Below are 22,638 nucleotides of genomic sequence, written 5' to 3' on the forward strand. Positions count from 1 at the left end.
CTTAGGCCTGATTATGTTATAGAATCAAAAAACACCTCGGTGAAGGTCGCTTGAGGAGGAGCACCATTGAGAGAGTTTACCAAAGCTCAGAAAGCCCGGCATGCCGTCCGCGAATTCAAAACCCTGACCGACGCGTCGGCCATAAGGGGATTCTATCGCCCCTGCGGCAAAATGGGCAAGGCGCTGGAGCAATGCCTGCGCAACCTGAGCCCCGAAATTTACGGCAGCATGAACGACCCCCGGATTGTGGAGCTCAAGGGACTCGAATACGTCATCGACCGGCTTCCCAAAGGCATCGAGGAGTGCAATCGCATCATCCTCACCGAGGAGGACCCCTTTAAAAACGACGTGTTGAAGCCGACCATCCCCTTGAAGCGTCGGCGCACCTGCTACCGGGTGGGGCAAAACGAAATGTGTTTCGTGATCACCCGGGGCCTGAGCGAGATATACGACATTCTCACCCATATGACCTTTCTGGTTGTTGAAGCACGCAAAATTCATAGCCGCATGACCGATGACTCCGGCAACCTCACCATCGAATGGAGCGAACTTGAAAAATCCGTTGGCCTGCAGAATCAGTTCTCCGATGCCGGGCTGGACCAGGCCCTGTGGAGCCTGAGCATCATCCTAGGCCGCCCTTACCAGGAAACCCGGGACGCGTTTCACTACCTTGAAGCCAACCAGAAGCTGCAAGGCAGCAACAACGGGCTTTTTCACCTGATCCACAGTCTGGGCCAGCGTATCGAGGCCGAAAACAAAAACAGGAACGATGCCATTATCGTCTACCTGACGCCATCACTCATGCGCATTATTGGCCAGCAGGAGTATGAAAAAAAATGGGCGGCGGATATTAAAGCACAGTTGATTCGGCAGAACCTTCACCACAGACCGATCCACATCGTCAGCGCCAACCTTCACAGTGTGCTGAATGTTCTCTACGGGTTTGCGGCACTGCACAATCCCGGGCATTCCCCGGGCAGCAATTTGTATGACTTCTTCCACGATCTGCGCCAACACCAGGACAAAATCGAAAACTTCGCCGCAGCCCATGGTTTTTTAGGGCTGCCGGATCGCTCCGGGGCTCACATCGACTGTCAGATCATCGATACCTATCAGTTGAACGGGTTGGCACTGCACCCCGAACTTGACATCACCGTCCCGGAATCTGCTGAAACCGCCCCGGTCATCCTGGTGATCGACTATGCTTTTGGAGCCCAGGCATTCGAGATCATGGAAAATCTGTTGGAGTCCTATGTAAAAAACGGCTCCACCGCCGACTTTAACTACAGTTCCATCTCCATTATGGGCAAGGCCGGCATCCTGACCGGCGATAAAGGCGACATCATGCTGGCCACGGCCCACGTTTTCGAAGGCACCTCCGACAACTACCGGGTGGACAACGATCTTTCGCCGTCGGATTTCCCAGATACGCAAAAGGTGTTCGCGGGTCCCATGGTCACGGTCCTGGGGACCTCTTTGCAAAATCGGGACATGCTGGAAAAATTTCAGACAGACTGGCAGACCATCGGATTGGAAATGGAAGGCGGCCATTTTCAGCGCGCCATCAGCGCGGCCATTATCAAGGGCAACGCCCGGGAGGATATGCCGATACGCTATGCCTACTATGCCTCGGACAATCCCATCAAAACGGGAAGCACACTGGCCGCCGGGGCCATGGGCAAAGAGGGGGTTAAACCCACCTATCTGATCACCAAAGTCATACTCGAAAAGATTTTAAGCAACTGCCGAGTCTTAAAATCGATCCAATGAAACTGAAAATCCTGCCAGGCAACCACATCGTTTCGCTTGTCTGCCTGCCGTTCCGGTCCGGAGATAAATGCATGCATCGCATCCGGAAACTTTTCATAGTCAGTTTGGCTTGCACGGGAATCGTCATGGTGCTGCTCCTGGCAGCTGTCCTGACCGCCCACATGCTGGCCAACCGCGAGATGGTAAAGTCGATCATCATCGCCAAAACCGCCCAGGCGACGGGCGGCACATTGGCTTATGACCGTCTGGACATCAGCTTCCTTCCCCTGCCCCACCTGAAGGTTCGTTACCCGCATCTGCGCCGGTCCGACGCATTTGATGCGACCGCCCAGGAATTGTCCATCTACCCCAGGATTCTATCGCTCCTCAAAGGCCAGATCAGTATCCACCGACTTGCCCTGGTTAGCCCCGACGTCAAGGTCTTCATGGGCTTGGATCCGAAGCATGCGCCGAACGCAAAGGTGGAAAAAGAGGGCCGTTTTCTTGAAGCGCGTGTCAGGACAACCATCGGAAGTATTTTTAGCGCCCTGCCAGCCATCGACCCGGGATCGGATCTGCAAATAGAGGGGGGAACGGTAACCCTGGCGTTCACCGATGCACCCGATTTTCGGATTATCGGCATCCAGGCCGCCGTGGGCAATAACGATGGCGACCTGTCTCTGAACCTGCAATGCCGGTCGGACCTGACCGGCCGGCTGGACCTCCGCGCCGACGCCGACATTCAATCCTTGCAGGCCAGCGGAAAAATTTCCCTGACCGACCTGAACATTCGCCCCCTGCTGATCCATGCTGCCCTTCCCGGCGGCATCATCTCCGAAGACACCCAGGCAGCGGTCAACGTCAACTTCACCGTCGACGGACCTGAATCGGTAAACGGCCGGTTTGACCTTCAGTTTCCCTCCCTGACAGCCCTGCGCAAAGACTTGAAACTGACCCTGGACACCGTCGCCGCTTCAGGCGAGTTTGGCTTTGCCGACAAAGGCCTGTCCGTGTCCATCGATACCCTTACGTCCGCGCAGCCGGCCCTGGATCTTTCTGCCGCCGCGGGAATCACGCCCACGGGGGATGCCGGCCGATCCGTTTTCGAAGTGCGTGCTTCCGCCGGCGAACTGGATGTGGCCGTCGCCGGTGCGGCCACCCGCGCCATCGCCGGCGACCTGGCTGGAGTCCGGACGGCCTTTTCGGTGGCCAGGGAAGGACAATTGACCCATGCCACCTATTTCGCCGGATTCGATATCAACGCAACCGGATGGCATCTGAAAAAAATGCAGGCGGCAGGCCACCTGTCCCGGGGGCTGGTCACCATCCCGGGCATTGCAGCCGATCTTGAACGCATGGAGGGGGATGTCATTTACGAAGACCGGCATGTGGCCTTCAAAAATGTCAGCGGCCATTTCAAGGGGGCCGCGTTTCAGGAACTGGATGCCGCCATCGCTTGGGAAAAAAAACCGACCCTGTGGATATCAAGCCCTTCGGTGACGGTCGATGCAGCACCCATGTACGCCTGGCTGACGGCCTTCGAAGGCCTTTCCGGCGCCAGATCCTATGTTGCATCGGTCAACGGCAACGGGCGATTGTCCGGCCTGCGTATCAGCGGCCCGCTTCATGAACCGCAAAACTGGGCCTTGGAAATTTCCGGAACCCCCGAGGATATTCGCCTCACCAGCCCCCTGGTGCCGTTTGCGGTCAGACTCTGGGATGGTGAGATCATCTACGCTCCGGGGAATGAGCGGGCAGCGGACGTCAATATAGAATTTCTGGACAGCGCCTTGGTCACCTCCTACCAATCCAGGGGTATCATCAATCCAGAATCTGTCGCCTTGCGCGTCGACGGATCCATGGGACCGGCGGCGATCGAGTGGCTGAGCACCTTATTACCCTTCCCTGAACATCTGCAGATGAAACCGCCGGTGGACCTCTTTGATGTCAACATCGCCTGGTCGAATGCGCAAACATTCACCTTCATGGGTGGGATGAAGACTGCCGGCGGCGTCGACCTCTTTGCGGATTTTACGGTCTCCCCGCAGGAGTGGTACTTTCGACGAATCCAATTCGCCGACGGCAGCTCACAGGCAACCGCCGCCGCCCGAAAACACACCGACGGCATGGAGGTCCGCTTTTCCGGCAACGTGGAGAAAGAGACCGCCGACCGGCTTCTCGAAAATAACCAGACCCTGTCCGGCCGTCTCGATGGCGATTTTCACGCCCTTATCGATGCCCGATCACCGCTGAAGTCTTCATTTTCAGGAAAGCTGGCGGGAGAAGGGCTGCATATCCCCGGTCTGATTCCCAAGCCCATCCATGTGAGGCAATTTTCCATCACCGGCAGCGGCGACCGGCTGGAAATCGCTTCCTCCAAAGTATCCCTCGGCAACAGCCTTTTGCTTGTTGACGGAACATTGGGCAATCAGGACGGGCCCCTGACTTTTGATCTCAACGTTGACGCCGATCGGCTGGACGAGGAACTGATCCGGGCCCTTAAACCCGTTGGCACGGATAAAACGGGCGCCGCAACGGCAGTTGCTCCGCGGGGAATACTCCACCTCAAGACCGCCGATTTCACCTACGGCGGGTTTACCTGGTCCCCTGTGCTGGCCGACATCCGGGTTGACGGCAGCACCGCGGAGGTTGAGGTGCACCAGGCAATCCTGTGCGGGATCTCCACCACCGGGGAGTTGAATTTCTCACCCCGGGGCATTGGTCTGCAAATCCGCCCATCGGCAACCGGTGCGTCACTGCAGAAGACCACCGCGTGCCTCTGGCAACGGCCGGTTAACACCCAGGCACAATATGACCTCAGCGGAGAAATCCACCTGCCGCCAACACAGGCAAACCCGACCCAATTCCTATCCGGGCAGATGGAATTTTCATCGGACAAAGGAAGAATCGAGTATGCCGGCACACTGATGAAAATTTTCTCCGTTCTCAATGTCACTGAGGTGTTCACCGGCGGAAAATCCGATCTCACTGAAAATGGATACGGTTACACAAAAGCATATGCAAAGGCCGAAATCGGTGGGGGGAAACTTCAGCTCAGCGAAATCCTGCTGGACGGAATCTCCCTGAAGATCACCGGCCAGGGCAGCATCGATCTCGGAAACAGCACGGCGGACATCATCCTGCTGGCGGCGCCGTTGAAGACCATTGACAGGATCGTCAACAACATACCCGTTATCAACTATATTGCCGGCGGATCCCTGATTTCAATCCCCCTGCATGCCACCGGACCGCTCACCGACATCCAGGTCACCCCCATGTCGCCAGCTGCGGTCGGCAGAGGGGTGCTCAACCTGATGGAAAGAACCTTGAAGGCGCCCTTCAAACTGGTACAGGGCACGGCCGAATTCGTGGAGAAGGAATCATCCTTGCCGGTTTTGCCGCCCGCTGGTTCTTCCTCGGCGGGTCATTAAAGAAGATGGGGTACGCAAGATGAACCCAGTCAGAAAAATAATTGGATTATGCCTGCTCTGCCTTGTGATGGGCCCTTTGGGCGTAACGGCAGCGGATACGGTTGTCCAGATCAACGGTGACCGGTTGACGCTCCACGCCAGAGAAAAACACCTTGCTGAGATTTTAAAATCGCTTTCCGATCAGGGAATCCACATCCGTATCGACCCGCGTATCAATCCAAAAATCAGTGCATCCTTCGACAACCAACCCATCGGCACTGCCATGGCCAGCATCCTTAAATCCGTCGATTATGCCCTGATCTGGAAAAAGGATCCTAAATCCACCGCCGGTGAACCCCGGCTGTGGGAAATCCAAATCTTTTACAAGGGGCAGAGGGCTCGACTCCGGCCGTTGTATATAAACGCCGACCTGAACATCGTGAAAATGGGAAACGGGGCCTATCATGTAAGCGACATCCTGCTGCTGCGACTTGAATCGGATATCACGGAAGAAGCGCTTGCGGCCCTGCTGGATCGGCTGGGTGCCACCATCATCGATGCAAACGAGCCGCTGGGAATACTTCGGCTGCGTTTGCCCCATGGCAGTGATGTGCCGGCAGTCGCCGAAACAATCGCCAACATGCCGGGCATCCGCAACGCAGAACCGGACTACGCCTACCCGTTGGAAGGCGGCAAGCCTGCCCAAAGCGAAACCGGGACACCCTCACCACCCCCGCTGTCACCCTCACCGTCAGCAGGTGCAACGGTAATCGCCGTAATGGACAGCGGCCTGCTTTCCGGTTATGCGAACAGCCCCTTCATCCAGGCTGCATACGACGCCGTATCCCCGGGCGTCGAGGTCGGTGACCAACTGGGCCACGGCACCCAGATGGCACTGATTGCGGCAGGGGCGGTCAACCCCCTGGGCGCCGCAGCCGATGCGTCCGCCGGCAGCCCGGTGGTGGCCATCCGTGCATTTGACGACAACGGCTTCACCTCCAATTACACGCTGATGCGCGGCATCGACTATGCCATCGAACAAGGTGCCCGGGTGCTGAGTCTGAGCTGGGGATCGGAGACGCCCAGCGCACTGCTGGAATCGGCTACCCGCTACGCCGCCGCCAAGGGGTTGATTCTAGTGGCGGCCGCGGGCAACGCCCCCACGGGCAACCCGGTCTATCCGGCCGCCTATGAAAACGTGATCGGCGTGGGCGCACTGGCCCCCAACGGGGATGCATGGGACCAGTCCAACTTCGGCGAGTTCGTGGCCCTGTCCGCCCCGGGATTGGCCGACCTGCCGGTGGGATACAAGGGCGATCCGGGCACGTATGCCGGCACCTCCATCGCCACCGCCTACACGGCCCGCCGCGTGGCGGCCATTTTGAACCGGAATCCCGATGCCGATCGGGCGGCGATCCTGCGGATGCTCATTGAGGGGAAATGAGCCGCCGCGCCAACCACGCAAATGGTGTTGGCTTGGGGCTGAAATATTGGCAGGCCTCAACGGCGCGCAGCCTCCAGGGCCAGCATTTTGACCTTCAATGGCTCTCCGCCGCCGAACAGTCCGGTAGATCCGTCGCTTCGGATCACCCGGTGACAGGGTATGAAAACCGGGTAAGGGTTTTTGGCCATGGTGGTGCCCACGAAGCGGGCGGCGCGGGCAAGGCCGGCCATACGGGCCACCTGGCCGTAGGACGCGGTTTCGCCGTAGGGGATCTTGGAGACGCTGCGGTAAACGGCTTGTTGAGAGGGGGTAAAGCGGGAAAGATCCATCACCGACCAGGGGATCTCGATCTGCTCCCCGTTGAAATATCGAATCAGGCTGGCAGCAATGGGCAATACATCGGCATGGGAGTTGTCGATACGGCCATGGCCTTCATCGAATGGCTGGCAGCATTCATCGAGATCGGACGCGGGCAGCTTGATTTGCAGCAATTTGAAGGGGTCGACGGAAAAAGCCACCACGCAGAAGCCGAAGGCCGTCTCGACAATCCGATAACGGTACATGGCTGGTTCCCTGTAATTTTCATGCATGGGTTGCCGGCACACGGTGGGGACAAAAAGCCCCCGGCAGATGAATCCGGCGGGGGCTTTTACGTCTTAAACGCCTTAAACGATTAGGTTTCTTCAACGGTGATGGCGTTCTCTTCGCACACCTCTACGCAGCTTTCACAGCCGAGGCATTCTTCTGCGTTGACTGGAACGGATTTTTCATCCTGCATTTCAAATACTTCCACGGGGCACACATCAACGCACTCTTCGCAGCCAACGCATTTGGATTCGTCCACGATCGGGGTAAAAGCCATCTCAAAAGTCTCCTTTCAATAGTTTCTATGCGTGTTGATCCAATTATCAACATCTGCTCGCTTTTAATGGGAAAGGGCTTATACCAAATAAAAGACCCCGTCAAGCGTTGAAACCGTTTTTTTCTGCCCCCCACCAGACAGCTCGCAATTCCCCGCCAATTGGGCGTTTCACCGGATTTGTGATCAATCCTCCACCAGGACAATCAGGGTGTGGCGAAGTGGTGTTGCGGTTCCGTTTGGCGCAGATGGGATGGGATTTGCCGGCGCCATACGCCGAATCACGGTTGCAGGCGTCCGATTGGCGGCGATAAATAGGGAAACTGTGGCCGTCGACCCGGAGACCGCATCGGCAGCCAGCGCCTCGAAAGAGGCAAGATCTGCAGATGGCAGGGAATCACGGACGGCGAGATCGGTCAGCACCCTGCCAACTCTCGGCAGTGAGCCGGCATCTTGGACCGCAACACGAATGCCGGCCAGTTTTTCAAGCCCCAGCACGGCTGCATGGCTTTCGAGCAGCATATCGATCACCGCCATGCTTGTGGTGATCATCATTTCCGGCGGATCGGCATCTGCTGCGGCCAGGGTTGCCCATGCACGGATACGCTGTGCGGTCAGTTTTTTGCCTGGATCGTCCCGCCAGGTGGTTCCGCCGAGTATCTGGCGGTTGAAATCCACCTCATCGGCATCGATCAAGGATGCCAGAAAATCCTTTTCCAGAACCTTGAATCGGCTGAGATCATGGTCCAGATGGTCTGTGGCCCGGTCATTGTCCTGAGCCAGGGCCAGAAACAACCGGGCGCTGAAGCCAGCCTCCACAATATCCGACGCACGATCTGAACCATCGCTCGGCAATTTAAAGCGTTTGATGTCGCAACGGATCCGGTTGATGGTGGTTTCATCAAAAAATGGAATTTCCCCCTGCCGTTGGCCGATGAATCCGGCACCCGGCGTGGATTTTCCTGGATTCATGCGCGCCCAGTCCGTAAATTCGGACAGCGCTGCGTGCAGCCGATCGTCGTCTTTGGTCATGGGCGTCCGGATCTCAACCAACCCCTGTGATGCCAGTTGCGTCAGGCTTTGCGGAATGTTTTTTTTCATTGGCTGGTAAATCACCACCGGACCCACAAGCGCGCTCAGGATGCGCGCCGTGGATTCCGACAGATAGGTGAACGGCATGTATACAGGTTTCATGGTGCTCTCCATGTTTATGCAAAAATAGTCGCTGGTGGTTCAGGTCTATTCCGCCTTGCCTTTAAAGCCGCACCTGTGAAACGCACGTGGTGTTTCACAGGTGCGGCCGCACTGCAGCGGGGGTTTATGCGATGCGCGCGTGCGGGGCTGAGCCGCCGGCTGCCATTTATGGACGCACACGATCATCCCGGGGCACCACTCCCAATTCCAGCAACTGGTCGCGCAGCCGGTCTGCGAGGGCCCAGTCCCTGGTCTGCCGGGCGCGCGTCCGTTGCGCAATCAACTGCTGCACGGCCGGGTTCTCCGTCGCGTCCTCAAAATCGAATATATTGACCACGGAATTGATGCGGGTCAGCGTTTCGAGAACCTTTTCGGCCCCTGGACGGTCAATTTCATTTTTCAGAATCAAGGTGTTGACCCGTTTGACGGTGCTGAACAGCGAGGCCAGGGCCGCGGAGATATTCAGATCGTCGTCCATGGCGGTGGAAAAGCCACTCTTTATGTCGTAGCATAATTGGTCCAACTCCCCGTATGGTTTCCCCTGACGGACGGTCTTCAACGCCCGGATGCAGGCATCCAGGCGACCCAGACTCTTGCGCATCCGGTTCAAACGCGCCACGGAAAAAAAGACCGGCTTGCGATAGTTCACCGAAAGCAGCCAGTAACGGATCTCCCGTCCCGTAAAACCCATATCCAGCAGGGCCTGAATGGTCAGCACATCGCCTTTTTCGTCCACCTTCTTGCCGTCCACCAGCACCCGGTCGCAGTGGACCCAATATTTGGCCAGGTTTTTGCCGGTCAGCGCACCGGCAATGGCGATCTCATTTTCGTGATGGGGAAAGACCAGCTCCCGGCCGGCGCAGTGGATGTCGTAGTAATCTCCCAGGTAGCGCATGGACATGGCAGCGCACTGCAAGTGCCAGGATGGGCGCATGTTGCCCCATTCGGTCCGGGTGTAAATGCCGCGCTTGAGTTCCGACAGGCGCGTGCGCTTGAGCAGGGTGAAGTCACGGGGATTATCCTTTTCGTACTCTTCCAGATCCACGGTGGCACCGAGACGGATCTTGTTGAGGTCGATTCCCGACAACTGACCGTAAGCCTTGAAGCGTGAAATGTCGAAATAGATGGAGCGCAGCTTCTCGTACGCGTAGCCTTTTTTGACCAGCCGGTCAGCCAGGCTGACCATGTCATCGGCATGCTCGCTGGCCTTGGGATAGTGGTTCGCCGGCTGAATTCCCAAGGTTTTAATATCCTTGTGAAAGGAATCGATGTGCATGCCGGTGAAGTCTTCCAGGGACATTCCGGCCTGTTCCGATCCCTCGATGGTTTTATCGTCCAGATCGGTGATGTTCATCACCTGTTTGACCATGTACCCCCGATAGGCCAGGTAGCGGACCAGCAGGTCGGAGAAGACGAAGCGACGACCCTCTCCAACGTGCATGCGGGCATGGGCGGTGGGGCCGCAGGCGTAGATCGAGACCTTGCCCGGGTTCAAAGGCAGAAACCGCTCTTTTGTCCGGGTCATGGTGTTGAAAAGCCTGAGGTCGATCTTTTCCCGGACGGCGAAGAGCGGTGTGGACAGGTAGCGCTCACCACCGTCGGGAAATATGACCACCAGCGTCCCCTGTGCCATCGCTGCGGCAATATCAGCGGCCACCACCATGGCGGCACCACTGCTCATGCCCACCATGAGCCCCTCTTCCCGGGCCAGACGCCGCGTCATTTCGAAGGCCGGCTCATCTTCGACGTTGACCTTCTCGTCCAGCAGGCGTTTCTGGAAAATTTCAGGCTGATAAGCCTCTTTCATATTTTTGAGGCCCTGCAGCCGGTGCCCCAGATAGGGTTCGACCCCAACAATCCGGATCCCGGCGTCGAATTCCTTGAGCCGACGGGACAGCCCCATCAAGGTGCCCGAGGTTCCCATGGTGGCCACCAGGTGGGTCAATGTTCCACCAGTCTGCTCCCATATCTCCACAGCAGTGCCGTTGTAATGCGCCTGCCAGTTGGCCGGGTTGTTGTACTGATCGGTCATGAAATAGGTGTCGGGGTTTTCCCGGGCCAGGCGGTAAACCTCCTCGATGGCTCCGTCGGTGCCCAGATGACCGGGGGTAAGCAGAATTTCCGCACCGCGCGCCCTTAAGATCTGCTGCCGCTCCACACTGGCTGCTTCGCTCATCGCCAGCAGCAGCCGGTAACCCTTGACCGAGCAGACCATGGCCAGGCCGATGCCCGTGTTGCCGCTGGTGGCTTCGATCACGGTCTTGCCTGCTTTCAACTCGCCCGACCGTTCACCGGCCTCGATCATGGACAGCGCCGGCCTGTCCTTGATGGAACCGCCCGGATTGAGGTACTCCAGCTTGGCCAGCACGCGGACATGCGGGTTGGGGTTGAGCTGCCTGATCTCCACCAGGGGGGTATTGCCGATATGATCGAGAATGCTGTGAATCATGACCAGGGGGCCCATCGGTAAAGGAACGAATTGGTATCTAAAAGGGTTGGTTGATACATGAATGTCCGCCTTGCCTTTACTGTTCCGGCTAAATCATATTTACCCCGCACCGCCGGAGGCATGTTTAACACGCAACGCGAGTACGGCCTCGATCTGCGCAGCGACCGCCTGCTGTCCAACAGCGGCGTCGATGACGGCAAAACGCTGCGGATCAAGGCCGGCCAGATCCAGGTACCCTGCCCGTACCCGCTGATGAAAAGCCAGCCGCTCCTTTTCGAAGCGGGACTCCTGTGCATGGGCGGCATCGGCGTGGATGCGGCTCCAGGCACGGGCCAGCCCGGCTTGGGGGTCCAAGTCCAGCAGCAGGGTCAGATCGGGCGTCATGCCGTCGCAGGCCAGCTGGTGCATCTGGCGGATCATCCGTCTGTCCAATCCCCGGGCATAACCCTGATAAACCAGGGTGGCGTCGAAATAGCGGTCGCAGACGACCACCTTTCCGGCCGCCAGTGCCGGCCGCACAACCGTTTCCAGATGCTGGGCCCGATCCGCCACGTAGAGCAGCAGTTCAGCCGCGGGTGCCAGATCGCTGTTGTCCGGGTGGAGCAGGACGGAACGAATCTGTGCACCGATGGACGTACCGCCGGGCTCCCGGGTAGTCAGGCAGTCGAAGCCGGCCCCGGACAGCCATCGGGCGATCGTCTTTATCTGAGTGGTTTTCCCTGACCCTTCAATGCCTTCGAGGGTAATGAACATAAAAAGGTCCTCAATACCTTGGAAAATCCAATCATGAATGCTGACGCCTACACATTGAACGAAGGCATGCTACCGTATTAAGAATGGGCGCAATGCACTCACCCGGGTTCATCCGTCGCCGGATGATTCGTTCTGTATGGGTCCCTTGAAAAAATGGCGTTCAAGGAGCCGGTGATAGGGCGTCCAGGATCCGTCCGACGTATCCTTGGCGACAAATTCACGGATGCTGTTGACCCGCGAATCCATCTCGTCGATATAGTTGAGTAGAACCGCCTCGATGGTTTTGGGCGGTTCGGGGGAGCCGAACTCCCGCGAACCGTGGTGGCTGACGACCATATGCTTGAGCAGCTGGGCCTGGGTTTCAGGAAAATCCGGCACCTGTTTGAGTTTTTCATCCAGCATCGAAAGACCGATGATGATGTGGCTGAGCAGCCTGCCCTCATCGGTGTAATCGATGCGGTTGACGTATTCCAGTTCGCGGACCTTGCCCACGTCGTGCAGAATTACGCCCGCCAGCAGCAGGTCACGGTCCACACCGCTGTAATGCCCGGCGATCATCTCCGACAGGACGGCCATGGAGAGGGTGTGTTCCAACAATCCACCGATGTAAGCGTGGTGCATGTGCTTGGCCGCCGGTGCCCGGGTATAGGCGGCGACAAAGGTGTCGTCGGACCAGAAGGCGGTGAAAAGCGCCCTCAGATGCGGGGTCTGCATGCGGTCGGTCATCTCCCGAAGCCGGTCGATCATCTTGGCCACGTCGCGGGTGGTGACAGCCAGAAAGTCCCCGGCATTAACCTGGTCCGCCGGCACCCTGACCATATCCTTGACCACCAGCTGCAGATTGCCCCGATATTCACCCGCCTGCGCCCGGACATGCACAAAATCCCCCTCGGCTGCAGCACCGGCAATGCGCGCAACCTGATCCCACACCACCCCTTTCACCTGACCGGTGCGATCCGACAAGGTCACATTCAAGAAAGGGTTCCCGTCTTTCTTATGGCCCATGCTGCGCTCAGCCAGCAGAAACACCTCGTCGATGGCGCTGCCCGCGACGAGTTCGGAAACAAATCGTTTGCTCATGGGTCTCTCCTTCCCACGGCCTGGCGAAAGATATCGGCCGTCTGCTAAGGGGTCAGGGGGATGTCCCGGCCGGCCAGGGCCGTCAAGGTTTCGTAATCGGTCATGTCGCACTTGATGGGGGTAATTGAGATACACCGGTCAGCCAGAGCAGCCCCGTCGATATCCGGATGGTCGTAGGCCTTATGACCGTCACACCCCTGCCAGTAGTAGGTCCGGTTCCGGGGATCGCTCCGCTTTTCAAAGTGCTGGGCAAATACCTCATTCCCCTGCCGACTCCAGCGCACGCCGCGGATATCCTCCATCGGCAGGTCGGGGAAGTTTACATTGAGAAAGGTCCCCCTGGGAAGCCGCCAGGCCATCATCCGCCTTGCGAGAGATTCGGCGAACCGGGCAACTGCCTCGACATGTTTGTCGCCGGGTGCGATGATGGATACGGCCATGGCGGGGATGCCGGCCATGGCCGCCTCTTTGGCTGCGGCCACAGTTCCCGAATAGTTGACATTGATGCCCACATTGGCGCCGGGGTTGATGCCGGAGACGACCAGCCCGGGCGGTGTGTCAAGCAGCTCAGCCAATCCCAGCTTGACGCAGTCTGCCGGGGTACCGTTGACGGCAAAGCCGGGCGGGCCGCCATTCACACACATCCTTTCAAAGCGGATGGGCTGGTGCAGGGTGATCCCGTGGCCCACGGCACTGCGTTCACGGTCCGGCGCCACTACCGTCACCTGGTGTCTTTCCGAAAAAACGTGTTGCAGGGCCCATAATCCCGACGCGTGGATGCCATCGTCGTTGGTCAAAAGTATTTGCATCACCACTCGTTTTGCTTATCAAGCATCGCCGCGCAATGCCCGTCGATAGATTACGGTTAAAACTATGGTTGCATTTTCAAACCGGATAGCTTTATATTTAATTTTTCATATATGTGCAAGCGGTTATCCTGCACCCGCACCCGCGGGATCCCTGCTGAAACCACCTCATTCCCATAACACCAACACCCTTATTCGATTAATGCCGCCGCTCACGCCCAGACCACCATCTTCGGCCAGACACCATCCGGTAGTGATTCTGACCATCCTCGTCTGGGCGTTCTGGACGTCCGGTGCCCAGGCCCAGTCCTTGACGGACCGGCTCACCGGCAGCCCGAAGGTGCCCTGGCAGATCAGTGCGGACGCGGTGGAATACGATGCCGCAACCACCACCTATCACGCCCGGGGCAATGTGGTCATCGAAAAGCAGGCCGCCCGCCTGGCTGCGGATGAGGTCGCCTTCAATCATCGGTCCATGACCGCCACGGCCACCGGCCATGTGGTTATGACCGTGGGGGAGGATATTCTAACCGGAGAACGCTTGGAACTGGACCTGAATCAGGAAACCGGTGTCGTGCATGACGGCTCGGTTTTCCTGAAGGAGAACCATTTCTACATTCACGGCGAGCGCATCGAAAAAACCGGCAAGAACACCTACCAGGCAAAAAGGGGGTCGATCACCAGCTGCGACGGAGACCGGCCGGACTGGATTATCACCGGCCGATCACTCAAGGTGACCATCGACGGCTACGGCACCGCCACCCATGCTGTACTCAGGGCCCGTGACATACCGGTGCTGTATACGCCATACCTGCTCTTTCCGGCAAAAACCCGGCGTCAGTCAGGCCTGCTTATTCCGGAGGCGGGTTATTCGGACCGCAAAGGGGCTGCCTGGAATCAACCGCTCTTCTGGGCCATCGGCGACAGCAGCGATGCCAGCCTATATGCACACTACATGGAGAAAAGAGGCACCAAGATCGGCCTGGAATATCGGTATGTCCTGACCGAGGAATCCCTTGGGGTGGTCATGGTTGACGGCCTTGAGGACCGTCAAACCGATGATGGCACGCCCGAAGCCACCCAAAAGTGGGGCTACGATGACGACGCCTATGATCGACCCAACACGGACCGCTACTGGCTGCGAACCAAACTGGACCAGGAACTGCCCTGGGGCGCCATGGCGAAACTGGACCTGGACATTGTCAGTGATCAGGACTATCTCGACGAGTTCAAGGGCGGGCGCAGCGGGTTTGACGAATCCCGGGATTATCTTCTGGAGGCATTCGGTCGGGACCTGGACACTTACGATGAAAACACGCGCACCAACCGGTTGAACCTTAGCCGGATCTGGTCCAGGTACAGCCTGAACGCCGACCTGCTGTGGAACGACAACGTAACCAACCGGCGCTGGGAATCCGCCGACGATACCCTGCAGCAACTCCCCACCATCACATTCAGCAGCCTTAAACAGCAGGCTTTCGACAGCAGCGTCTACTGGGACGTGGACGCCGAGTATACCTATTTTTACCGCGAGGACGGTGAACGCGGCCATCGCAGCGACATGTTTCCCCGGGCCTACCTGCCGCTTAGATGGAAAAACTACCTGACGATGGAACCGTCGGCCGGATGGCGCCAGACTGCCTGGGTCATGGACCGCTGGGAAAACGACTCCCTGGACCAGACGACCTACCGCCAGATCTACGATGCACGCCTGGATCTTTCCTCGGAGTTTTCAAAGGTCATGGGGAGTCCGGTAGCGGCCGTGGATCGCATCCGCCACAGCATCAAGCCCCGGGTGGTGTACGAATACATTCCGGATCAGGACCAGTCGGATCTGCCGAACTTTACCGATCTGGACCGGATCGAAGCAGTAAATCAGGTTACTTACTCACTGACCAACACCCTCACGGCAAGGACGTCCACGGTCCCTCAGTCCAGTGCAGCGATCGGCGATGACCGCCTTTCATCCAGGATGGCAGGCAAAAAGATGAAATTGACGGAGCAGATGCGCAGTGCTTTGCCGGCGCCGGCGCCCTTCGGCTACAATCGTTTTTGCCGCTTTTATCTGGAGCAGAGCTATGACATCGCAGCGGCGCGGGACGATCGGCCGGAACCGTTTTCAGACATCTATGGCGAGTTGGAATTCAATCTCGGACGTTATTTAAATGTCGCTTCCGACGCCAGTTACAACACCTACGACACCCATTTCTCATCTCACAATGTAGGTGCGGCCCTCGCTGACCATCGCGGCAACCGGATGTGGATCGAGCACCGCTACCAAAAAACCGTCAATGAGTCCATACGCGCCGCCCTGTCGGTCAAACTGACCCATCACCTCACCGCCAGGGGTGAATACGAACGCAATATGCGGGACGAGACGGATATTATCAAGGGTGCCGGGTTTATCTATGCGGCCCAATGCTGGTCCGTTGATCTCTTTTTTGGGGTGGTAGGCGAGAACAATACGTTCTCCGCCATGATCAACCTGATGGGCATCGGTGGTCTCGGCGTAAAATGATCGCCATCGGTTGCCGATCGGCATTGCCTTTTGACCTCAGGGATGCTAAACGATCCACCCGCCGGGGTCCTGATCCGGCAGGATGGTTAAAACCAATTGACGGACTTTTTCATCGAGACCACATCCCATGACTGGAGATAAACTGACGCGGGCCTGGTATGCACTGCATACCAAAAGCCGTTTTGAGAATGTGGTCCACGAAGGGCTGGCCAAAAAGACGCTGGATGTCTTCCTGCCTAAGATCACGGTAAAAAGCCGGCGGCGGGACCGCCACAAGATGATCCGGGTGCCCCTTTTCCCCGGTTATGTCTTCGTGCGGACCGATCTGAACCCTTGCGAGCATATTGAGATATTGAAAACCACGGGGGCGGTGAAGCTCATCGGCAGCGCCCATGGACCGGTTTCCATTGCCGATGCGACCATTGCATCTCTCAGGATCATGGTTTCCACGGACGGGGAAGTGGTCACCGGCAGCCGGTTTCAAAAAGGGGATCGGGTAATGGTGATCAGCGGCCCTTTCGCCGGAGTGGTGGGCATCTTTTCCAGCTATCGCGGTGACGGCCGCGTCATTGTCAACATCGAGGCCCTGGGACAGTTCGCCGCAGTCAACGTCAATGCCGAGGACGTGGAAAAACTGCCGGAAATATTATCATAACTACTTGACTTTCTATTAAGTTCTATTTTATAGAGTCATTTTCGAACCCGTATACCCTACTGATCGTTCAAGGAGGTTACATGAACAAACTGGAGCTCATCTCCGCTTTGAAGACCCAGGCCGACATCTCCAAATCCGAAGCGGCAAAAGTGGTCCAGATTTTTTTCGACAGCATGGCCGATGCCATGTCCGATGGCGAACGCGTTGAGATTCGCGGTCTGTGCAGCTTCTTCGTGAAGGAGTACAAAAGCTATACGGGTAGAAATCCAAAAACCGGGGAAAAGGTCACCATCAGACCCAAAAAACTTCCTTTTTTCAAAGCCGGAAAAGAGCTCAAGGAGCGGGTGGATCAATAACCAGCAGGTCATGCCGACGTCTGGCCAACGGGTTTTCCACAACCAAGCCCCAACCCATCAATGTGCGGTGCTGCTTGAATCCTACCCGCCGCAAGCCACGGGTAATGCCCTCACTATTGCAGTTCAACCTTCCGGGATCCATGGACAATGACGACGGCAGCCGGATTTAGGGCCATCGTTGGCCAACATCAGCCCATCAGGCTGCTCAAGAGCTTTATCCGCAATGGGACTTTGCCCCACGCGCTGCTGTTTTCCGGTGACGACGGGGTGGGGAAAAAAATGACGGCCACGGCTTTTGCCATGGCCTGCAACTGCCTGGCCTTGAAATCGACGATCCGCCAGCGACCTCATCTCGATGCCGTGGATGCCTGCGGGAATTGTGCTCCCTGCAGAAAGATTGCCGGAAACCAGCATCCAGACATCATTCGTGTTGCTCCCCATGCCTCGGTTATCAGAATCGCCCAGATCAGGGCCCTGCTCCAGACCCTGACCTTGAAGCCCAATGAGGCGGACCGGCGGGTGGTCATCCTGTCCGAAGCGCAAGCCATGAACCCAGAGGCTGGCAATGCGTTGCTGAAAGTTCTTGAAGAGCCGCCGGACCGAACCCTGCTGGTGCTGACGGCGCGCCAGAGATCTGACCTGCTGCCCACGGTGGTCTCCCGCTGCCGGCACATCCGTTTTTCCCCACTTTGTGCGGCGGACCTTAAACAGCTGCTCGAGACGACCGGAGGCGTCGAAGCACAAACCGCCAGTACGGTTGCCGCCCTATGCGGCGGCAGTTACACCCGTGCACAAAAACAGGTTGACAGCCGATGGCTCAGCCGCCGGGACTGGATTATCAATGCCCTGTGCGGTCTGATGACCAATTCCGGCGTACCCGAGATTCGGGCCTGGTTGACTTGGTCAGAAATGTTGGCCGGGAAGAAGGATTTGATTGAAGAATCGCTGGAAATCATTACAATGGGGTTGCGGGACATGCTGGTGGTTGGCAGCGACCCGCGACGGGTCTTAAACCAGGACCGCCTGGAAGCCCTCGCAGCGACAGCCGGACAATTCAGCCAGACCCAGTTGATAGGCCGTATTGATGCGGTAGAACTTGCGCTGACGGCGCTGCGAGCCAATACCAACGCAAGATTGACCCTGGATGCAATGGTCCTGCGAATGGCAGGCACCTGCTTCTGATAAAAGTGAAGCCATGAATAAAAAAGTGGGAATCCGGTTCAAGACCGGTGGCAAGGTCTACGATTTCAGTTGCGGGGTCTTTGTCCTCAACGCAGGCGACCAGGTTATCGTGGAAACCGAAAAAGGCCTGGGATTCGGAACGGTGGAGACAGCGCCGGAGGAAGTTGAAGAGACCGAAATACCAGGCAAACCGATGAAGAAAGTGTTTCGCAAAGCCAATGAGAAAGACCTGAAACAGGTCGAACACAACCTGGCGCTGGAGCGTGAAGCCCATGCCTTCTGCATGAAAAACATCAAAGACCTTGGGTTGAAGATGAACCTGTTCACTGTGGAAAGCACCTTCGATGCCAGCCGGTTGACATTCTTTTTCACAGCCGACGGGCGGGTGGACTTCAGGCAGCTGGTCAAAATCCTGGTCAAGCAATTCAAGGTCCGCATCGAGATGCGCCAGGTCGGCATTCGCAACCAGGCCAAGATGTGTGGAGGACTGGGTCGCTGCGGGCGCATGTTCTGCTGCTCGTCCTTCATGGAGAAGTTCGAACCGGTATCCATCCGCATGGCCAAGCAGCAGGGGCTTTCCCTGAACCCGACCAAAATCTCGGGTCAGTGCGGCAGGCTCATGTGCTGCCTGACTTTTGAAAATGACACCTACCGGAAACTGAAGCAGGATTTCCCCAAGATCGGCAAGGTGGTGGCCACCAAAAACGGACCGGGAAAGGTTACCCGCCACAACGTGATCTGCAACCGCCTGATGGTAAGACTGGAGGAGGGCGGCGAAGTTGAAATCAACCTTGATGACATTATCAGCGACAGGAGTTAAATCATGGCCTCGCCGTTTTATATAACCACCCCCATTTACTATGTGAACGCGCGACCTCACCTGGGCCATGCCTATACGACCATTGCCGCGGATGTGATCAGGCGCTTTCATGCCATGACCAGCGACCGGACCTATTTTTTGACCGGGACGGATGAGCATGGCGACAAGATCGTCCGCGCCGCCAAAAAGGAAAACCGGACCACGCGGGAGTACGTGGATCAGATCAGCGGGCTTTTCAAGCAGCTGTGGCCGGAACTCAACATTTCCAATGACGACTTCATCCGTACCACGGACCCGGCCCACATGGCCGTGGTGGAAACCATCCTCCAGCGCATCTACGATGCCGGCGACATCTATTTCAGCTCCTACGAAGGCCTTTACTGCTTTGGCTGCGAGCGGTTCTACACCGAACGGGAGCTGGTGGACGGCTGCTGCCCGGATCACCAGACCCCCCCGGAAACCATCCGGGAGTCCAACTATTTTTTCAAGATGAGCCGCTATCAGCAGTGGCTCATCGACCATATTCTGCAGCACCCCGATTTTATCCGTCCCGAACGCTACCGCAACGAAGTCCTGGCTTTTCTGCGCGACCCACTGGAGGACTTATGCATTTCCCGGCCTAAATCACGCATCAAGTGGGGCATCACCTTGCCCTTTGACCCGGATTACGTCACTTACGTGTGGTTCGACGCCCTGCTCAACTATGTATCTGCGCTGGGCTACCCGGATGGCGAATTGTTCAAGACCTTTTGGCCCGTGGCTCAACACATCGTGGCCAAGGACATTCTCAAACCCCACGGCATCTATTGGCCCATCATGCTCAAGGCCGCCGGAATTCCCGTCTATCAGCATCTCAACGTTCACGGTTACTGGAACGTGGACCAGAGTAAGATGTCAAAGAGCATCGGCAATGTGGTGGAGCCCCTGGAGATGAAAAACATCTATGGCCTGGACGCCTTCCGCTTTTTTCTCATGCGGGACATGGTGTTTGGCCTGGATTCCAGCTTCAACGAAGAAGCCCTGATCCAGCGTATCAATGCAGACCTGGCCAACGATCTGGGCAATCTTTTTTCCAGGGTGCTTGCCATGGCGCATAAATATTTCGAGGGAGTGGTCCCTGAACCGGATCCCGACACGGCCAGGACGATGGACCTGGGCCTTGAGAGCCACGCACGCACCGCGGTGGCGGCCTATACGGCCGGTATGACCGAGTTTGCCTTTCACAAAGGCCTGGCAGCGGTTTGGGAATTTATCACCCATATGAATAAGTATGTGGATGTGACCGCGCCGTGGCTACTGGCAAAAAACAAAGCTGCCCGCAAAGAGCTGGAAACGGTGCTCTACAATCTGCTGGAGGGACTGCGCATCATCTCCGTCCTGATCTACCCGGTGATGCCCGAAACTGCCGCCACCATGCAAAAACACCTGGGGCTCAGCGGGGATGACGATTTTTACAAGCTGGACCGGTTCAGCGCGTGGGGAGGGCTGAAAACGCGCGTCAAGCTGAGAAAAGCCATTTCCCTGTTCCCACGCATCGACCCGGAGAAAAAACAACCTCAACCCATGGAAACAACCGCATCCCAGAAAATGGACCCTCCCATCAAGCCGGAAATCACCATCGACGATTTTGCCAGAATCGACCTGCGCGTGGCCACCGTGGTATCTGCACAGGCCGTCCCCCGTGCTAAAAAACTGCTGGAGCTGGAGGTGGACCTGGGCGAGAAGCGAACTATCGTTTCCGGCATCGCAGGCAGCTACGCCCCTGAAGATCTGGTCGGCAAGCAGGTCATCGTAGTGGCCAACCTGAAGCCGGCCAAGCTCATGGGCGTCCTGTCACGAGGCATGCTGGTTGCGGCAACGGACGAAGCCGGCGTCACCGTGGCGACACTTGACAAATCCGTCACACCCGGTACGCCGTTGCGCTGACGGCAGCCAGGAGCTTTGTTGCAGCCAATGACCGGCTTGTTTAAACGCAATCATACAAATTCATCCGTCCAGCCCAGCTGGAAAGCGTATCAGCAGCACCTCAAACGCAACCGCCGCCTGTCCGGGCGCGTGCAACTGCACCGGGGCCACTGGGCGGTTGCAGGCGTGTTGGTTCTGGCGATTGTGGCGTTCTGGTGGATCATGTCCACCGGCGGAAATGACGTCACCGTATTGCGTGATACCGGTTCCGCGCTAGCGGAGGCGCAACCGGTTCCTGCGCTGATTGACAAATCAGATGTCCACATCCTGCTGGGAGAAACCCGTCTGATCAACCTTGAAGAGAATCCCGTCAAGGTGAACTTCGACGGCCGCACCTACCAGGTGAGCACCAGCTTGGATCTTGAACTTCAACAGTACCTGCTGAAGAAAATGGACCGGGTCAATTCCCGCTATATTGCCATTGTGGCCATGGAACCCAGCACAGGTCGGCTCCTGGCCATGGCCGGATTCAACAAAATCGATCCCGGGCTTGACCCCTGCCAGACGGCCGACTACCCCGCAGCCAGCCTCTTTAAAATCGTGACGGCGGCCTCGGCGGTTGAAGAAAAAGGCTATACGGCCGGATCCCGATTCAACTTCAACGGCTACAAACACACCCTTTACAAACGCCAGTTGACAGACCAAACCAACCGCTATACCAATTCAATTTCCCTGAAAGATTCGTTTGCCCAGTCGGTAAACCCGGTGTTTGGAAAGATTGGTGCCCTGGTCCTCGAACAGCAGGCCCTGCAGGCATACGGCGATGCCTTCGCTTTCAACCGGGAGGTGGATTTCGAACTCCCCTGGCCCATCAGCCGGTTGACGGTCAACGACGAATCCTACCACCGGGCGGAAATCGCCAGCGGGTTCAACCGGCGGACCACACTTTCGCCCCTCCACGGGGCGTTGATTGTATCGGCGGTGGTCAATGACGGCATACCGGTGGAACCGACGCTGATAGACCGCATTGTGGATGACGCCGGCACCCCTGTTTATCAAAGCCAACCCCGCTTTCTGCAGGCGGCTGTCTCCCCGAAAACCGCCAAGGTGCTCGATCAGCTCATGACCGCTACCGTGACCTCCGGAACCGCAAAAAAAGTATTTCGCGGCCACACCCGCAACAAGGTGCTGTCGCGACTGAAGCTTGGCGGCAAAACCGGCTCAATCTACAATCGGGCCCATGACGCCCGCTTCGACTGGTTCGCGGGGTTTGCCACGGAAAAGAAGGGCACCGAGACGATAGTGGTGTCGGTAATGGTGGCCCATGAAGATTACATCGGCATCCGCGCAGGCCAGTATGCCCGCATGGTCATAGAACAGTACTTCAAGGACTATTTTGCCAAAAAAGAGCAGACAGGCAAGGATTCCAGCGGGTAGCTGATCATCCGCCCATAAAAG

At 57.4% G+C, this 22,638-nt stretch carries 17 protein-coding genes; 10 read left to right on the forward strand and 7 right to left on the reverse strand.

The window, feature by feature from the left end:
- The first annotated feature begins 66 nt into the window (after window positions 1-66).
- The 3 genes from R6V78_RS16005 (at window position 67) to R6V78_RS16015 (ending at window position 6,603) form a co-directional block, all read left to right on the forward strand.
- Complete coding sequence (locus R6V78_RS16005) at window positions 67-1,770, forward strand: DUF6909 family protein (protein WP_410290382.1); 1,704 nt, start codon at window positions 67-69, stop codon at window positions 1,768-1,770.
- Between the two features lie 71 nt (window positions 1,771-1,841).
- Entirely contained in the window at window positions 1,842-5,180 is a 3,339-nt protein-coding gene (locus tag R6V78_RS16010; protein ID WP_410290383.1) for an AsmA-like C-terminal domain-containing protein, read from the forward strand.
- A 19-nt stretch (window positions 5,181-5,199) separates the two neighbouring features.
- On the forward strand, window positions 5,200-6,603 hold the full coding sequence (locus R6V78_RS16015; RefSeq protein ID WP_410290384.1) for a S8 family peptidase: 1,404 nt from the start codon (window positions 5,200-5,202) through the stop codon (window positions 6,601-6,603).
- Window positions 6,604-6,659: 56 nt separating this feature from the next.
- On the opposite strand, the gene R6V78_RS16020 is transcribed toward R6V78_RS16015, so the two are convergent.
- The 7 genes from R6V78_RS16020 to surE form a co-directional block, all read right to left on the reverse strand.
- Window positions 6,660-7,166 carry a methylated-DNA--[protein]-cysteine S-methyltransferase gene (locus tag R6V78_RS16020; RefSeq protein ID WP_410290385.1) on the reverse strand — a complete coding sequence of 169 codons (507 nt, stop codon included), beginning with the start codon at window positions 7,164-7,166 and terminating at the stop codon, window positions 6,660-6,662.
- A 110-nt stretch (window positions 7,167-7,276) separates the two neighbouring features.
- The gene (locus R6V78_RS16025; protein WP_410290386.1) at window positions 7,277-7,465 is read right to left on the reverse strand and encodes a ferredoxin; all 189 of its coding nucleotides are present in this window, start codon (window positions 7,463-7,465) and stop codon (window positions 7,277-7,279) included.
- 183 nt (window positions 7,466-7,648) lie between these two features.
- On the reverse strand, window positions 7,649-8,656 hold the full coding sequence (locus tag R6V78_RS16030; protein ID WP_410290387.1) for a hypothetical protein: 1,008 nt from the start codon (window positions 8,654-8,656) through the stop codon (window positions 7,649-7,651).
- Window positions 8,657-8,822: 166 nt separating this feature from the next.
- A complete protein-coding gene (gene cysS, locus R6V78_RS16035; RefSeq protein WP_410290388.1) occupies window positions 8,823-11,105 on the reverse strand; it encodes a cysteine--tRNA ligase in 2,283 nt (760 codons plus the stop codon).
- 99 nt (window positions 11,106-11,204) lie between these two features.
- Window positions 11,205-11,858 carry a dTMP kinase gene (gene tmk, locus R6V78_RS16040; protein ID WP_410290389.1) on the reverse strand — a complete coding sequence of 218 codons (654 nt, stop codon included), beginning with the start codon at window positions 11,856-11,858 and terminating at the stop codon, window positions 11,205-11,207.
- Window positions 11,859-11,966: 108 nt separating this feature from the next.
- Complete coding sequence (locus R6V78_RS16045; protein WP_410290390.1) at window positions 11,967-12,938, reverse strand: 3'-5' exoribonuclease YhaM family protein; 972 nt, start codon at window positions 12,936-12,938, stop codon at window positions 11,967-11,969.
- Between the two features lie 44 nt (window positions 12,939-12,982).
- Window positions 12,983-13,747 carry a 5'/3'-nucleotidase SurE gene (gene surE, locus R6V78_RS16050; RefSeq protein WP_410290391.1) on the reverse strand — a complete coding sequence of 255 codons (765 nt, stop codon included), beginning with the start codon at window positions 13,745-13,747 and terminating at the stop codon, window positions 12,983-12,985.
- Window positions 13,748-13,997: 250 nt separating this feature from the next.
- Here surE and R6V78_RS16055 point away from each other — a divergent pair, with 250 nt between their 5' ends.
- From R6V78_RS16055 to R6V78_RS16085, 7 genes are all read left to right on the forward strand, one after another.
- A complete protein-coding gene (locus tag R6V78_RS16055) occupies window positions 13,998-16,262 on the forward strand; it encodes an LPS-assembly protein LptD (protein WP_410290392.1) in 2,265 nt (754 codons plus the stop codon).
- Window positions 16,263-16,389: 127 nt separating this feature from the next.
- Complete coding sequence (locus tag R6V78_RS16060; RefSeq protein WP_410290393.1) at window positions 16,390-16,917, forward strand: transcription termination/antitermination protein NusG; 528 nt, start codon at window positions 16,390-16,392, stop codon at window positions 16,915-16,917.
- A gap of 80 nt (window positions 16,918-16,997) precedes the next feature.
- Window positions 16,998-17,273: an HU family DNA-binding protein gene (locus tag R6V78_RS16065; protein WP_410290394.1), complete on the forward strand. Its 276-nt coding sequence runs from the start codon at window positions 16,998-17,000 to the stop codon at window positions 17,271-17,273.
- A 147-nt stretch (window positions 17,274-17,420) separates the two neighbouring features.
- Window positions 17,421-18,455 carry a DNA polymerase III subunit delta' gene (gene holB, locus R6V78_RS16070; protein WP_410290395.1) on the forward strand — a complete coding sequence of 345 codons (1,035 nt, stop codon included), beginning with the start codon at window positions 17,421-17,423 and terminating at the stop codon, window positions 18,453-18,455.
- 13 nt (window positions 18,456-18,468) lie between these two features.
- The gene (locus tag R6V78_RS16075) at window positions 18,469-19,275 is read left to right on the forward strand and encodes a stage 0 sporulation family protein (RefSeq protein WP_410290396.1); all 807 of its coding nucleotides are present in this window, start codon (window positions 18,469-18,471) and stop codon (window positions 19,273-19,275) included.
- A gap of 3 nt (window positions 19,276-19,278) precedes the next feature.
- Window positions 19,279-21,201: a methionine--tRNA ligase gene (gene metG, locus R6V78_RS16080; RefSeq protein ID WP_410290397.1), complete on the forward strand. Its 1,923-nt coding sequence runs from the start codon at window positions 19,279-19,281 to the stop codon at window positions 21,199-21,201.
- A gap of 27 nt (window positions 21,202-21,228) precedes the next feature.
- Complete coding sequence (locus R6V78_RS16085) at window positions 21,229-22,617, forward strand: penicillin-binding transpeptidase domain-containing protein (protein WP_410290398.1); 1,389 nt, start codon at window positions 21,229-21,231, stop codon at window positions 22,615-22,617.
- The last annotated feature ends 21 nt before the right edge of the window (window positions 22,618-22,638 follow it).

Origin of the sequence: Desulfosarcina sp., assembly GCF_046496365.1 — a bacterium.
Classification (GTDB): Bacteria; Desulfobacterota; Desulfobacteria; order Desulfobacterales; family Desulfosarcinaceae; genus Desulfosarcina.

What these genes read in the sequence shown, in the direction of transcription:
- R6V78_RS16060 (WP_410290393.1), top strand. Translation starts at nt 16,390, where the DNA reads ATGACTGGAGATAAACTGACGCGGGCCTGGTATGCACTGCATACCAAA.
- holB (WP_410290395.1), top strand. Translation starts at nt 17,421, where the DNA reads ATGACGACGGCAGCCGGATTTAGGGCCATCGTTGGCCAACATCAGCCC.
- tmk (WP_410290389.1), bottom strand. Translation starts at nt 11,858, where the DNA reads ATGTTCATTACCCTCGAAGGCATTGAAGGGTCAGGGAAAACCACTCAG.
- R6V78_RS16065 (WP_410290394.1), top strand. Translation starts at nt 16,998, where the DNA reads ATGAACAAACTGGAGCTCATCTCCGCTTTGAAGACCCAGGCCGACATC.
- R6V78_RS16015 (WP_410290384.1), top strand. Translation starts at nt 5,200, where the DNA reads ATGAACCCAGTCAGAAAAATAATTGGATTATGCCTGCTCTGCCTTGTG.
- R6V78_RS16075 (WP_410290396.1), top strand. Translation starts at nt 18,469, where the DNA reads ATGAATAAAAAAGTGGGAATCCGGTTCAAGACCGGTGGCAAGGTCTAC.
- surE (WP_410290391.1), bottom strand. Translation starts at nt 13,747, where the DNA reads ATGCAAATACTTTTGACCAACGACGATGGCATCCACGCGTCGGGATTA.
- R6V78_RS16045 (WP_410290390.1), bottom strand. Translation starts at nt 12,938, where the DNA reads ATGAGCAAACGATTTGTTTCCGAACTCGTCGCGGGCAGCGCCATCGAC.
- cysS (WP_410290388.1), bottom strand. Translation starts at nt 11,105, where the DNA reads ATGATTCACAGCATTCTCGATCATATCGGCAATACCCCCCTGGTGGAG.
- R6V78_RS16010 (WP_410290383.1), top strand. Translation starts at nt 1,842, where the DNA reads ATGCATCGCATCCGGAAACTTTTCATAGTCAGTTTGGCTTGCACGGGA.
- R6V78_RS16025 (WP_410290386.1), bottom strand. Translation starts at nt 7,465, where the DNA reads ATGGCTTTTACCCCGATCGTGGACGAATCCAAATGCGTTGGCTGCGAA.
- R6V78_RS16030 (WP_410290387.1), bottom strand. Translation starts at nt 8,656, where the DNA reads ATGAAACCTGTATACATGCCGTTCACCTATCTGTCGGAATCCACGGCG.
- R6V78_RS16020 (WP_410290385.1), bottom strand. Translation starts at nt 7,166, where the DNA reads ATGTACCGTTATCGGATTGTCGAGACGGCCTTCGGCTTCTGCGTGGTG.
- R6V78_RS16085 (WP_410290398.1), top strand. Translation starts at nt 21,229, where the DNA reads ATGACCGGCTTGTTTAAACGCAATCATACAAATTCATCCGTCCAGCCC.
- metG (WP_410290397.1), top strand. Translation starts at nt 19,279, where the DNA reads ATGGCCTCGCCGTTTTATATAACCACCCCCATTTACTATGTGAACGCG.